Source organism: Mesoterricola sp. MK458 (assembly GCF_055384935.1).
Genome location: NZ_AP045075.1, coordinates 2,580,226 through 2,593,536, shown reverse-complemented (window position 1 = coordinate 2,593,536; position 13,311 = coordinate 2,580,226). Strand labels below are relative to the sequence as shown.

At 67.2% G+C, this 13,311-nt stretch carries 8 protein-coding genes and 1 riboswitch; of the genes, 6 read left to right on the top strand and 2 right to left on the bottom strand.

The annotated features are described in order from the left end of the window. Positions 1-84 precede the first annotated feature (84 nt). Positions 85-265: riboswitch (Lysine riboswitch) on the bottom strand. A 44-nt stretch (positions 266-309) separates the two neighbouring features. Continuing rightward, positions 310-792: a Cys-tRNA(Pro) deacylase gene (ybaK, locus tag ACZ5LB_RS11290; protein WP_464602321.1), complete on the top strand. Its 483-nt coding sequence runs from the start codon at positions 310-312 to the stop codon at positions 790-792. Positions 793-866: 74 nt separating this feature from the next. Here the strand turns inward: ybaK and ACZ5LB_RS11285 are convergent, their stop codons facing one another. Next, positions 867-2,561 carry a cytochrome b/b6 domain-containing protein gene (locus ACZ5LB_RS11285; protein WP_464602320.1) on the bottom strand — a complete coding sequence of 565 codons (1,695 nt, stop codon included), beginning with the start codon at positions 2,559-2,561 and terminating at the stop codon, positions 867-869. Between the two features lie 195 nt (positions 2,562-2,756). Here ACZ5LB_RS11285 and ACZ5LB_RS11280 point away from each other — a divergent pair, with 195 nt between their 5' ends. From ACZ5LB_RS11280 to lon, 4 genes are all read left to right on the top strand, one after another. Beyond that, positions 2,757-3,722, top strand: a complete 966-nt coding sequence (locus ACZ5LB_RS11280; RefSeq protein ID WP_464602319.1) for a lysophospholipid acyltransferase family protein — start codon at positions 2,757-2,759, stop codon at positions 3,720-3,722. Positions 3,723-3,763: 41 nt separating this feature from the next. After that, positions 3,764-4,231 carry a GreA/GreB family elongation factor gene (locus ACZ5LB_RS11275; RefSeq protein WP_464602318.1) on the top strand — a complete coding sequence of 156 codons (468 nt, stop codon included), beginning with the start codon at positions 3,764-3,766 and terminating at the stop codon, positions 4,229-4,231. A gap of 75 nt (positions 4,232-4,306) precedes the next feature. Further along, positions 4,307-5,551, top strand: coding sequence for an ATP-dependent Clp protease ATP-binding subunit ClpX (clpX, locus tag ACZ5LB_RS11270; protein ID WP_464602316.1), 1,245 nt, complete (start codon positions 4,307-4,309; stop codon positions 5,549-5,551). A 19-nt stretch (positions 5,552-5,570) separates the two neighbouring features. Further along, positions 5,571-7,877, top strand: a complete 2,307-nt coding sequence (gene lon, locus ACZ5LB_RS11265; RefSeq protein WP_464602315.1) for an endopeptidase La — start codon at positions 5,571-5,573, stop codon at positions 7,875-7,877. On the opposite strand, the gene ACZ5LB_RS11260 is transcribed toward lon, so the two are convergent. Further along, complete coding sequence (locus ACZ5LB_RS11260) at positions 7,867-8,232, bottom strand: hypothetical protein (RefSeq protein ID WP_464602314.1); 366 nt, start codon at positions 8,230-8,232, stop codon at positions 7,867-7,869. The two genes, lon and ACZ5LB_RS11260, sit on opposite strands and share 11 nt — an antisense overlap. Positions 8,233-8,374: 142 nt before the next feature. Here ACZ5LB_RS11260 and dnaE point away from each other — a divergent pair, with 142 nt between their 5' ends. Further along, a complete protein-coding gene (gene dnaE, locus ACZ5LB_RS11255; protein WP_464602313.1) occupies positions 8,375-13,303 on the top strand; it encodes a DNA polymerase III subunit alpha in 4,929 nt (1,642 codons plus the stop codon). Positions 13,304-13,311: the final 8 nt, after the last annotated feature.

Here is a 13,311-nt window from a genome sequence, read left to right as displayed (position 1 = left end):
GTTGGGCAGGTGTGTCACGAGGGCCTCCGTCAGGAAACGGATGAAGACCCTTGACCCCTCCCCGGCCCCTGGCGGACCGGCTTGTCGTCCTAAGGCACTCCGCGGCGAATTGGTGCCGCGACAGCCGCCGGGTGTTAGCCCTGACGTCCAGGGAGTGCGTCGATGATCCGCAACCCCTTCGGCGATCCTCCCCTTTCAGCGGAGATCAACGGGTTCATCAACCCTCCCTCGGCCTACTGATGGGAATCGCTCCTCCATCGGTTTTTCAACCGTGTCACATTCCCACCCGGAGTGCAACATACTTGGGGCATGTCCAAGGTTCCTTCCACCCCGGCCACTCGTCTGCTCAGGGAACTCAAGATCCCCTATACGGAACATTTGTACACCTACCAGGACCACGGCGGCACGCAGGTGGCCGCCCAGTCGCTGGGCGTGGACGAGCATGCGGTGGTGAAGACCCTCGTCATGGAGGACGAGGCCGCCCGCCCGCTGATCGTGCTCATGCACGGCGACCGGGAAGTGAGCACCAAGGCCCTGGCGCGGCAAATCGGCTGCAAGACCGTGCACATCTGCAAGCCCGAGGTGGCCACCCGGCACTCCGGGTACCTGGTGGGCGGCACCAGCCCCCTGGGCACCCGCAAGGCGATGCCCGTGTACGTGGAGCGGGGCATCCTCGCCCTGGAGCGGATCTACCTCAACGGGGGGAGCCGGGGCTTCCTGGTGGGGCTGGCCCCTGAGGACCTGGCGCGGGCCGTGGGCACTGTGGCGGTGGAGGCGACCCAGGAAGGATGAGCCGACCGGGGAACCCTGGATGACAACGGGCGACCCTTGGGTCGCCCGTTTTTTGAAAGATTAATTCGTCCGGATCACTCGGCGGGTTCGTCCGGATCCGGACTCGGCGCCTCGCCCACGTGGTCCAGGGGGTGCTCCTCGTGGTGGTGGTGGGGGGTCACCTTGCCGTCCAGGAAGGCCCAGTTGATGGGGTAGACCTCCGGGTCGAAGATGACGAAGTAGAAGTGCCACACGATGATGGCCAGGGTGGCCAGGATGGCTTCGTAGTAGTGGACGGTGATGGAGACGTCCACGATCCAGCGGGGCATCCAGCGGGTGAAGTACATCTTGAACCAGATGAGGGCGCCGGTGGTGCCCATGAGGAAGGTGCCCCACACCACGGCCCAGTACTCGGCCTTCTCGGCGTAGCCGAAGCGCTTGAACTGGGGCTTGGCCGCGCCGGGCACCACGAGGTACTTCAGGTGCGTGAACACGTCCTTGAGGTCCTTGGTCTCGGGCAGCATGTCCATGACGAACTTCCGGCCGTCCTTGGTGAAGATGGCGTAGAAGAGGTGCACGACCGCGCCGGTGATCATGACCACGGCCGCGATGCGGTGGCCGATGCGGCGCACCACTTCGCTCGAGCCCATGCACCAGCCCAGCCAGGAGTTGGGGTACTTGAGGGCGAAGCCGCTCACCACCAGGAAGATGAAGCTGGAGGCCAGCATGGCGTGCTGGATGCGGGCCTGGACGTTCATGCGGACCACGGTGCGGTTGGGGTCGCGCAGGGCGGCCAGGGCCTTCTTGCGCAGGATCAGGATGTTGTGGATGCCCATGCCGCCGATGGTCACGATGATCAGCGAAAGGTAGGTGTAGCGCACCCAGTGGTCCACCTTGCTGCCGATGTCCGAGACCTCCTTCTTGTCCACGTGGATCTTGCCCAGCGAGAACTTCTCGTTGGCGTTGGGGTGGCACTTCTGGCAGGTCTGGACGAGGTTGGCCTTGTTGACCGAGGAACGGGTGTCCGAGGCCGGCAGCACCAGGTGGTAGCCGTGGCAGCTGGCGCAGTTGGCGGCGTTGGCCGAGCCCATCTTGGCGGCCATGCCGTGGTAGCTCTCGAAGAAGGTGGTGACGCGGTTGTCGGGAAGGTCGAACTTGGCGTTCATGCGGGAGGAGCCGTGGCAGCGGCTGCAGACCATCTGGGAGACCTTCATGGGCGAAGCCGACTTCAGGCCCTCGATGGCGTGGTCCGAGTGGCAGTCCGTGCACACCGGGGCTTCCCGGATGCCGGCGGCCGCGGCCTGGCCGTGCACCGAGGCGTCCATTTCGGCCACCACGTCCGGGTGGCACTGGCCGCAGGTGATGTGCAGGTTCTCCCGCCGCACCGGCGAGGTGGGCGCGGTGGCCTTGACGATCTCATGGGTGCCGTGGCACTCGGCGCAGCCCGCCGCGCCGGTGTTGCCCGCCTTCCGGGCCCGGCCGTGGGTGCTGGCTTCGTAGGTCTTGGAGGGCTTCTCGTGGCAGCTGGCGCAGTCCACCGGAGCCAGCTTGACGGCGGGATGGGTGGCGGTGTCCAGGTCCGCATGGCAGCTCACGCAGCCGTTGCCCGCGTGGATGGAGGCTTCGAACTTGGCCTTGTCCACGAAGGGGGCCTGCTTGCCCTTGGCGGTGGCGGCGGGCTTGCGCCCGTGGCAGGCGAAGCAGGCCGCGTCCGGCCCCGAAGGCTGGGCTGAGAGGGTCAGGGCAGCGGCCAGGGCCAGCAGCGACGATCGTACGATTCCCAAGTTCATCAAAGGACCTTTCCATCCGAAAATCTGAAATCCCAGTCTAGGGTTTTTTCCATGTAAGAAAAGTCACTTTACCGGGGGTTTCCTTCTTTTTCGATGAAAATGAGTCTCGCATTCGTTGTCCGGAAATCCCACCGGGACCGGGAATCTGCTACGCTAGTCGTTCGCGCCTCACCATCGGGGCGCACCTTTTTTTATATGGCACCTACCTCCGCAGACACCCGCCCCTCCTTCCGCCATCGCGCGGAAGCGGGCCTGTTCCACCTGGTGGAAGGCATCGTCAGCCGCCTGCCCTGGGAGACCACCCTCGTCCTGGGCCGCGGCCTGGGGCGCCTGGCCCATGCCCTGGACCGGCGCCACCGCACGGTGGTGCGGGACAACCTGCGCAAGGCCGACCTGGGCCTGACCGAGGCCGGGGTCCGGGCCGTCTCCCTGGACTGCTTCGAGCACTTCGGCACCCTGGCCCTCACGGCCATCCACCTGCTCCACATGGACGAGGAGGAGCTGGCGCGCCGCGTGAAGGTGGTGGGGGTCGAGAACTACGACGCCGCCCGGGCCGCGGGGAAGGGCTTCATCGTCCTCACCGGCCACTACGGCAACTGGGAGGCCACGGCCCTGGCCCTCAGCGCCCTGGGGCGGACCCTCTCGGTCATCGGCCGGGAGCTGGACAACCCCCTCCTGGAGCCCCGGCTCCGGCAGCTGCGGGGGCGCTTCGGCAACGAGGTGATCCCCAAGGACGGGGCCTTCCGCGGGGCCATCAAGGCGCTTCGGGAAGGCAAGGCCGTGGGCTTCCTCCTGGACCAGGACGCCCTCACCGCGGGCGTCTGGGTGAAGTTCCTGGGCCGCTGGGCCTCCACCTTCCCTTCCGCCGGGCTCCTGGCGGTCAAGTACGGCCTCCCCGTCGTCCAGCTCCGGAGCTGGCCCAACCCCGACGGCACCATCACGGTGTCGGTCGAGCCGCCCTTCCAGGTGCCCGTGACCGGGGCCATGGACCGGGACGTCTGGACCGCCACGCAGATCATGACCCAGAAGATCGAGGCCGATATCCGGCGGGAGCCTCGATGGTGGTTCTGGATGCACCGCCGGTTCAAGACCCGGCCCGGCGAGGGCGACCCCCTCCCGGCGCCGCTACCTCCTGATGAATGGCTCCTCAACAGCCGTTGAATCCCTCCCGGGGCTTTGGCCCCCCGACCCTGGACTTCCCCATGCCCAAGCACGTTCTCGCAAAGCTCGAGGTCGAACTGAAGGCCCTCAAGCAGGCCCTGCTCGTCGACATTCCCAAGGAAATCGCCAGCGCCGCCTCCCAGGGCGACCTGTCGGAAAACGCCGAATACGAGCAGGCCCTCGCCAAGAGGGACATGTTCCAGAACAAGGTCGTCGTCCTGGAAAAGCGCATCGCCGAGGTGGCCAGCCTCGACCTGGACCGCCTGCCCAAGGACAAGGTGGCCTACGGCACCCGGGTCACCCTCCTGGACCTTGACTCGGACAAGGAAGTCACCTACAAACTGGTGCTGCCCGAGGAGTTGGGGGACCACCCCGACCACCTGAGCATCAGCTCCCCCATCGGGATGGCCCTGGTGGGCCTCGAGGAAGGGGCGGAAGTGAAGATCAAGATTCCTGCGGGCATCAAGCGTTTCGAGGTCCTGGGGCTGGTCACCGTCCACCACCAGTGACGCCCGGCACGCGATTGCCAGGTGCCCGGAGGGCGCGCAGGCCCCACAATGAACGACGCAGTGGAGGGAGATCCCATGACAAAGCCCAAGCGTGACCAGCAGTGCTCCTTCTGCGGCAAGGCCCCCAACGAGGTCGAACAGCTCCTGGCTGGCCCCAACGCCTATATTTGCAATGAATGCGTTGAGGCCGGCCAGCTCCAGCTGCGCATGAGCCGCCAGGGCAAGCCAGCGGGCAAGCATGAGCCCCGCCTTTCCCGGCCCAAGGAGATCAAGGCCTTCCTGGACGACTACGTGATCGGGCAGGAGGGCGCCAAGAAGCGCCTGGCCGTGGCGGTGTACAACCACTACAAGCGCATCCTCACCCCCCAGAAGAGCCTGGGCGCCAGCGAGGTGGAGCTGTCCAAGAGCAACATCCTCCTCATCGGCCCCACGGGCACCGGCAAGACCCTCCTGGCCCAGACGCTCGCTCGTATGCTCGATGTGCCCCTGGCCATGGCCGACGCCACCACCCTCACGGAGGCCGGCTACGTGGGCGAGGACGTGGAGAACATCCTCACCAAGCTGCTCCAGGTGGCCAACTACGACGTGGAGCGGGCCCAGCGGGGCATCGTCTTCATCGACGAGATCGACAAGGTGGGCCGCAAGAGCGAGAACCCCAGCATCACCCGGGACGTGTCCGGCGAGGGCGTGCAGCAGGCCCTCCTGAAGCTGGTGGAAGGCACCGTGGCCAACGTCCCCCCCCAGGGCGGCCGCAAGCACCCCCACCAGGAGTTCATCCAACTGGACACCTCGAACATCCTCTTCATCTGCGGCGGCGCCTTCGTGGGCATCGAGGACACCATCAAGCAGCGGGTGCGCGCCAAGGCCGTGGGCTTCGGCGCCAAGGTCACCTCCAAGGGCAGCAAGGACAACCTCCTCCGCCTGGTGGAACCCGAGGACATCATCAAGTTCGGCCTGATCCCCGAGCTGGTGGGCCGCCTTCCCGTGGTGGCCACCCTCCAGCCCCTGGACCGGGACGCCCTGGTGGCCATCCTCACCCAGCCCAAGAACGCCGTCACCAAGCAGTTCACGCGGCTGTTCGAGATGGACGACATCGAGCTGACCTTCGAGGCCGGCGCCCTGGACACCATCGCCGACCAGGCCCTGCTGCGCAAGCTGGGCGCCCGCGGCCTGCGTTCCATGCTCGAGCAGATCCTCCTGGAGCCCATGTTCGAACTGCCCAGCGAGGAGCGCACCTCCAAGGCCACGCTGCACCTCACGCGGGCCATGGTGGAAAAGGAGCTGGGCATCGCCAGCCTGCCGATCCCCGCCGCGGGCTAGGCTTCCGGGGACCCCGACGATGGCCAACCCCCTCCGCAAGACCATCACCCTCCCCGCCATCCCCATCCGGGACATGGTGCTCTTCCCGGGCGCCCGGGTGCCCTTCATGGTGGGCCGGCGCGCCTCGGTGAAGACCCTCGAGCTGGGCATCAAGGTGGGCGACCACCTGCTCCTGCTCACCCAGCGCGACCCCAAGGAGGAGCAGCCCAAGCAGGAGTCCATCCACGCCGTGGGCACGCTGGCGCTGGTGGAGTCCCTCATCCCCCTGCCGCGGGACTACTACAAGGTGGGCGTCAAGGGCGTCGCCCGGGTGCGCCTGGAGCGGTACCTGGACGACGGCGACGTGGTGCAGGCTGAGGTGGAGCTCCTCCCCGAGCCCGAGACTCCGGGCGGGCCCGCCCTCCAGGAGGCCTTCGGCTCGGCGGTGGAGGGCTTCCTCCTGCGCAACCCCGAACTGGCCCGGGTCCTGAACCTGGACCCCGCCATCCCCCTGGGCCAGGCCATCGACGCGGTGGCCGCGGTGCTGCCCGCGGACGTGCGCGACAAGCAGGGCGTGCTCGACCAGCTGGAGATCGAGCCGCGGCTCCACACCCTTCTCAAGCTCCTGGAATCGGACGCCGCGCTGCACCAGGCCGAGGGCCGGGACGAGGCCGGGAACCTCGACAAGGACCACAAGGCCTTCGTGCTGGGCGAGAAGATGCGGGGAATCCTGCCCGAAGGCAGGAAGGACGAGCTGGCCCAGCTGCGGGAACGGATCCTGAAGGCCGGGATGGGCGAGGAGGCCGAAGGCAAGGCCCTGGAGGAGGTGGACCGCCTGGAGGGCATGCCCCCCCAGAGCGCCGAGGCCACCGTGAGCCGCACCTACGTCGACTGGCTCCTGGCGTTGCCCTGGACGAAGCTCGCCGACGACCGCCTGGACCTGGACGAGGCCGAACGCATCCTGGACGAGGACCACGCGGGCCTGGAGAAGGTCAAGGGGCGGATCCTGGAGTACCTCGCCGTCATGCGCCGGCTGCGGGACCGCAACGCGGGCGCCCCCCTGCGCGGCCCCATCCTCTGCCTCGTGGGCCCTCCCGGCGTGGGCAAGACGAGCCTGGCGCGGTCCATCGCCCGGGCCCTGAACCGGCCCTTCCTCCGATTCTCCCTGGGCGGCGTGCGGGACGAGGCGGAGATCCGCGGCCACCGCCGCACCTACATCGGCTCCATGCCCGGGCGCATCATCTCCCTCCTCAAGAAGGGCGGGGTGCGCAATCCCCTCATGCTCCTGGACGAGATCGACAAGATGGGCTCCGACTGGCGGGGCGACCCCAGCTCGGCCCTGCTGGAGGTGCTGGACCCCGAGCAGAATTCCACCTTCCAGGACCACTACCTGGACGTGGGTTTCGACCTGGGCCAGGTGCTCTTCCTCACCACCGCCAACGTGCGCGGCCAGATCCCCCTGCCCCTGGACGACCGCCTCGAGGTGATCGAGCTGAGCAGCTACACCCTGGGCGAGAAGAAGGCCATCGCCAAGGCCCACCTGGTTCCCAAGGCCCTGGAGCGCCACGGCATGGGGGACCTGGGCATCACGTTCCTGGACGAAGCCCTGGAGAAGGTCGTCCAGGCCTACACCAAGGAGGCCGGGGTGCGCCAGCTGGAGCGGGAGATCTCCGCCGTGCTGCGCAAGCTGGCCCGCCAGAGCCTCCAGCCCGGGCCCTTCGACCCCGTCGTCACCCCGGACCGCCTGCCCTCGCTCCTGGGCCCCGAGCGGTTCCTGGAGTCCCCCCTGTCGCGCCAGCCCGCCCCGGGCGTGGTCAACGGCCTGGCCTGGACGCCCACCGGCGGCGACCTCCTGACCATCGAGGCCGCGCGCCTTCCGGGCAAGGGCGTCCTCAAGCTCACGGGCAAGCTGGGCGAGGTGATGCAGGAGAGCGCCAACCTCGCCCTGAGCTACGTGCGCATGCGCGCCGACAGCCTGGGCCTCGCGCCCGACTTCCTCGAGAAGACCGATCTCCACGTGCACCTTCCCGAGGGCGCCATCCCCAAGGACGGCCCCAGCGCCGGCATCACGCTGGCCACGGCCCTCGTCTCGGCCCTCACGGACGTTCCCGTCCGCGCCGACCTGGCCATGACCGGCGAGCTCACCCTGAGCGGCAAGGTACTGCCCATCGGCGGCCTCAAGGAGAAGCTTCTGGCCGCCCACCGCATGGGGTGCCGCGCCGTCGTCATCCCCGCCGACAACGCCCGGCACCTGGAGGAGCTGCCCGCCGAGGTGCGCGAGGGGCTCGAGATCCACCTGGTGAGCCGCATGGACGAAGTGATCCCCCTGGCCCTGGTCAGAACTTGACCTTCACGCCGGCGCGGTAGTAGTTGTCGGCCACCACGCCCGCCTCCAGGAACACCGAGACCACCTGGAACCGCCGGCGCCAGGGCCGGGGCAGGGCGTAGCTGATGGCCGCGTGGGCCGCGACGTTGAGGATGCACAGCTGCGTGATGGTCTTCGCGCTGGGGTGGCGGGGCAGGAGGGGGTTGCGCTCATAGCGGTTCCCGTCCTCGATCTGCCGGCTCTGGCTGCAGTCCATGGCCACCATGGCCACGTAGGAGAGCTCCCAGGCGGTGTCGGCCTTGGACCAGGGGTCCGCGGCCCGGGCGGGCATGGCGAGGCAGAGGGCCGCCAGGCCCCAGGTGAGGCTTTTCAACATGGTTCACGACCCTCCGGCGATCGGGGTGAACCCAAATATGATTAATTAATTCTTCCGCGCAAGCCCCGTGCCTGCTCGTTTACAACTGCAACACTCGAGCAACTTTCCCCAACCCGCCCCCGGCAAGCGACAATGACCTTCTATGACCTTCGCGCACCTCCACCTCCACACCGAGTACTCCCTCCTCGACGGCCTCACCCGCATTCCCGATCTGGTCAAGAAGTGCAGGGCCACCGGCATGAATTCCGTGGCGGTGACCGACCACGGCAACATGTTCGGCATGATGAAGCTGTTCGACGCCTGCGAGAAGACGGCGGACAAGGACGGGAACTGGGCCGTCAAGCCCATCCTCGGCTGCGAGGTGTACGTGGCCCCCCGGTCGAGGCACGACCGCAAGCTGGACAACGCCGCCCTGAACGCCGAGGGCCTCGAGGACTGCCTGGATCCCTCCGGCCAGCGGGACGCGGGCTACCACCTGGTGCTCCTGGCCAAGAACCCCGTGGGCTTCCGCAACCTCTCCAACCTGGTCTCCAAGGGCTTCACGGAAGGCTTCTACTACAAGCCCCGGGTGGACAAGGAACTGCTGCGGGAGAACAGCGAGGGCCTCATCGCCCTCACGGCCTGCCTGGGCGGCGAGGTGCAGGCCCGGCTCCTCTCGGGCAACATCGACGCCGCCGAGCGCGTGGCCCGGGACTACCAGAGCATGTTCGGCGAGGACTTCTACCTGGAGATCCAGGACCAGGGCTTCGAGGCCGAGCGCCTGATCATCCCCAGCCAGTTCGAGCTCTCCCGGCGCACCGGCATCCCCCTGGTGGCCACCAACGACGCCCACTACCTCAACCACGACGACGCGGACCTCCACGACACGCTCCTTTGCATCGGAACCAAGCGGTTCAAGAGCGAGGCCAAGCGCATGCGCTTCTCCACGGACCAGTTCTTCGTGAAGTCGCCCGAGGAGATGGCCGCCGTCTTCCCGGACCACCCCGAACTGCTCGAGCGCACCCTGGAGATCGCCTCCAAGATCGACCTCTTCCCCATCACCCGGAAGCCCATCACGCCGCAGTTCCCGGTGCCCTCCGGGCACACCCTGGAGAGCTACTTCGTGCAGGTGGCCCGGGAGACCTTCGAGGAGCGTCTCCGGGAATGCCAGGTGCTGTGGCAGGCCGGGGCCCTCAAGCACTCCGAGGAGAAGTACCGCGCCCGCCTCGAGTTCGAGCTGGACACCATCCTGAAGATGGGGTTCCCAGGCTACTTCCTGCTGGTGTGGGACTTCATCCGCAAGGCCCGCGAGATGGGCGTCCCGGTGGGCCCGGGCCGCGGCAGCGCCGCCGGCAGCATCGTGGCGTGGTCCATGCACATCACCGACATCGACCCCATGCAGTACGACCTGCTCTTCGAACGGTTCCTGAACCCCGAGCGCATCTCCATGCCCGACGTGGACATCGACTTCTGCCGGGACGGGCGCCAGAAGGTCATCGACTACGTCACCGAGGCCTACGGCAAGGAGCGCGTCAGCAACATCGTCACCATCAACCAGCTCAAGACCAAGGCCGTCATCAAGGACGTGGCCCGGGTCTTCGAGAAGGACTTCGCCTTCGCCAACAACCTCACCAAGCTCGTGCCCCAGGAGCCCGGCAAGCCCATCACCGTGGCCATGGCGCTGGAGCAGAGCGACAAGCTGCGCGAGCTCTACGACTCCGAGCCCGAGGTGAAGAACATCCTGGACATCTCCGCGCGCCTGGAAGGCCTCGCGCGAAACACCGGCGTGCACGCCGCCGGCGTGATCATCGCCCCCGACGACCTCACCCGCTTCGCCCCCCTCAGCCGGGACAAGGACGGCAAGGTCATGGTGCAGTACACCATGACCGAGGCCGAGCGCGCCGGCCTCCTGAAGATGGACTTCCTGGGCCTGGAGACCCTCACCCAGATCGCCAAGACCCAGGGCTACATCGCCCAGACCCAGGGCCACCCCCTGGACATGACGCTCATCCGGACCTTCGACGACAAGAAGACCTTCGACCTGTTCAGCCAGGGGGACACCGACGGCATCTTCCAGTTCGAATCCGGCGGCATGAAGTCGCTGCTGGCCAAGCTGCGCCCCGACCGCTTCGACGACCTCATCGCCCTCAACGCGCTGTTCCGCCCCGGCCCCCTCGGCGCCGGCATGGGCGACACCTACGTGAACCGCCGCCACGGCCGCGAGCCCGTGACGTACATGTTCCCCACCCTCGAGCCCATCCTCGCCCCCACCTACGGCGTGATCCTGTACCAGGAGCAGGTGATGCAGATCGCCAGCCTCATCGCCGGTTACTCCCTGGGCGAGGCCGACATGCTCCGGCGCGCCATGGGCAAGAAGGACAAGGAGAAGATGGCGAAGGAGAAGACCAAGTTCATCGAGCAGGGCGTGCTGCGCGGCTACGAGCGGGACAAGGTCTCCGAACTGTTCGACCTGATCGAGTACTTCGCGGGCTACGGTTTCAACAAGTGCGTCCACGGCTCCACGCGCGTGATGCATGCGGACACCGGCGAGGTCCGGACGGTGGAGGAGATCTTCAACGAGGATCTGCCCTGGAGGATCCATGCCGTGGGCGCCTGCGGGAAGCTGAGGGCGCGGAAGGTCGAGAACGTGATCTCCAACGGGCGCAAGCCGGTCTTCCGGCTGACCACGGCCCAGGGGAAGCAGGTCATCGCCACGGGCAACCACCCCTTCCTGACGGTATCGGGATGGGCCAATCTGGAAAACCTCAAGGCCGGGGATCGCATCGCCGCCCCGCGCGCGCTCAACGTCCCCACCCGGAAATCCTGGCCGTCGCACGAGATCATCGCATTGGCCGGGCTCCTCTCCGAAGGGAATACCTGCCATCCGACGTGCCTCTATTTCTTCAATAACGATCCATCACTCATTGATGATTTCGCGGCCGCGGCCCAGGCCTTTCCCGCCTCCGTTCCTCGCATCGACCACCGGCCCAATGGCCGGATGGAAGTCTGCGTCAGCACGGGAAAGGACACGCGATTCCAGCTTGGCGGGGCAGGGAATGGCCATTCCGGGGCCCGCAGCGGGATGTTCGAATGGGCGAAGGCCCTGGGGCTCCTCGGGCTGAAGGCGGATTCCAAGCGCATCCCGTCGGGCGTATTCACGCTTCGGGACGAGGACATCGAACTGTTCCTAGGCCGTCTGTGGTCGGGCGACGGGTGCCTGGGTGATGCGGTCCTGAAGGTCCCCTACTACGCGACCTCCTCCAGGGAACTCGCATGGGGCGTCCAGGCCCTTCTGGCCCGCCTGGGCATCCTTTCCGGGATCCACGAGAAGGCTTTCAATTATCGTGGAGGCAGCCGCACAGGCTACACCGTGCACCTTTTTGGCGAGCGGTCCCTGGAGAAATTCCTGGGCAGGGTGGGACCCCACCTGTTGGGCCGGGCCGATCAGGTTGCCGTCCTCCACGGGCACATCGGCAACACGGACCGGGATCGAACGAGCCTCGACACCGTGCCCGTGGAGGTGCGGATCCATGTGAGGGAGGCCAAGCAGAGGCTGGGCATCACCTGGGATGAGCTGGAAACCCGGAGCGATCTCAGCATGAAGGAGTTCTACGGGAAGGGATCCGCGAACAAGCGTGGGTTCCGGCGTTCCACCCTGGCCAGGCTGGGCGAGGTGCTGGGCTCCGAGCCCCTGGCGCGCGAGGCGGCTTCGGATCTTTTCTGGGACCGCATCCTCTCCATCGAACCCATGGGGGAAGCCGAAACCTATGACCTCACCGTGGAGGAGGACCACAATTTCGTGGCCGAAGGCCTGGTGGTGCACAACAGCCACTCCGCAGCCTACGCCCTCGTCGCCTACGAGACGGCCTACCTCAAGGCCAACTTCCGCACCGAGTTCATGGCCGGGCTCCTGTCCACCAAGGCCCAGCGCACCGACGACGTGGTGAAGTACATCCAGAACTGCAAGGAGATGGGCCTGGACGTGCTGGGCCCGGACATCAACGAGAGCCAGCTGGACTTCACCATCACCGGCTCCCGCCAGATCCGCTTCGGGTTCGCGGCGGTCAAGGGTCTCGGCGAGGCCGCCCTGGAGGCCATCCTCGCCGCCCGGGCCGAGGAGGGCGGATTCAAGGACTTCTTCCACGCCCTCAAGGCCACCGACCTGCAGAAGGCCAACCGCCGGGTGTGGGAGGCCCTCATCAAGGCCGGCGCCTTCGATTCCATGGAACCCAACCGCGCCGCGCTCCTGGAGGGGCTGCCGTCCGCCATGGAGAACGCGGGGAAGGGGGGCCAGGACCTGGGCCTGGTCTCGCTCTTCGACGAGGCCGAGATGGCCAGCCTCGCCGACAACTGGGCCGTGCCGGAGGACGTCGAGTACTGGAGCCGCAAGGACCGCCTGCGCTACGAACGGGAATCCCTGGGCCTCTACGTGTCGGGCCATCCCCTGGAGGAGTTCAAGGACGCCATCAAAGTGCACACCGTGGGCACCATCACCTCCCTGAGGGAGGCCGCGGCCGCCGGCAAGTACCGGGACCGGGACGAGGTGTCCATCGGGGTCATGGTGAGCAACGTCCAGTTCAAGACCAACCAGAAGGGCGAACCCTGGGCGATCCTCTACCTGGAGGACCTCACCGACAAGGTGGAAGCCCTGCTCATGGCCGGGAGCTACAACCCCGTGACGCGCAAGCGGGGCCGGCCCTTCGAGCTGTTCCGCCACCTGGCCCTGCCCGACGCCCTCCTGCGCGTCACCGGGGAACTCAAGATCGAGACCACCGGCGCCAACGGCGAGGAGGACGAGGAGGAGCAGACCTCCATCAAGCTCTTCGTCACGTCCCTGGAGCCCCTGGAGGATTTCCAGGGCAAGGGCTTTTCCGGCGCCCTCATCCGGCTGCCCCGGGGGGAGTATCCCAGCCGGCTGCTGCCCCTCCTGCGCCTCTACCACGGCAACCTTCCCCTGCACCTGGAATACCGCGGCCCCCAGGGCATCCTCGCCCGCGTGAGGGCCGGCGGCGACCTCAATGTCCGCTTCGACCCCGACCTTTCGGAAAAGGTCGCCAAGGAAGCCGGATGCGCCCTGAGCTGGACCTACTGAAAAGGAGC

Bases quoted from the DNA above. Each gene is read 5' to 3' on its own strand.
- lon (WP_464602315.1), top strand. From the start codon at position 5,571: ATGGCCAACCCCCTCCGCAAGACCATCACCCTCCCCGCCATCCCCATC.
- ACZ5LB_RS11275 (WP_464602318.1), top strand. From the start codon at position 3,764: ATGCCCAAGCACGTTCTCGCAAAGCTCGAGGTCGAACTGAAGGCCCTC.
- ybaK (WP_464602321.1), top strand. From the start codon at position 310: ATGTCCAAGGTTCCTTCCACCCCGGCCACTCGTCTGCTCAGGGAACTC.
- dnaE (WP_464602313.1), top strand. From the start codon at position 8,375: ATGACCTTCGCGCACCTCCACCTCCACACCGAGTACTCCCTCCTCGAC.
- ACZ5LB_RS11260 (WP_464602314.1), bottom strand. From the start codon at position 8,232: ATGTTGAAAAGCCTCACCTGGGGCCTGGCGGCCCTCTGCCTCGCCATG.
- ACZ5LB_RS11280 (WP_464602319.1), top strand. From the start codon at position 2,757: ATGGCACCTACCTCCGCAGACACCCGCCCCTCCTTCCGCCATCGCGCG.
- ACZ5LB_RS11285 (WP_464602320.1), bottom strand. From the start codon at position 2,561: ATGAACTTGGGAATCGTACGATCGTCGCTGCTGGCCCTGGCCGCTGCC.
- clpX (WP_464602316.1), top strand. From the start codon at position 4,307: ATGACAAAGCCCAAGCGTGACCAGCAGTGCTCCTTCTGCGGCAAGGCC.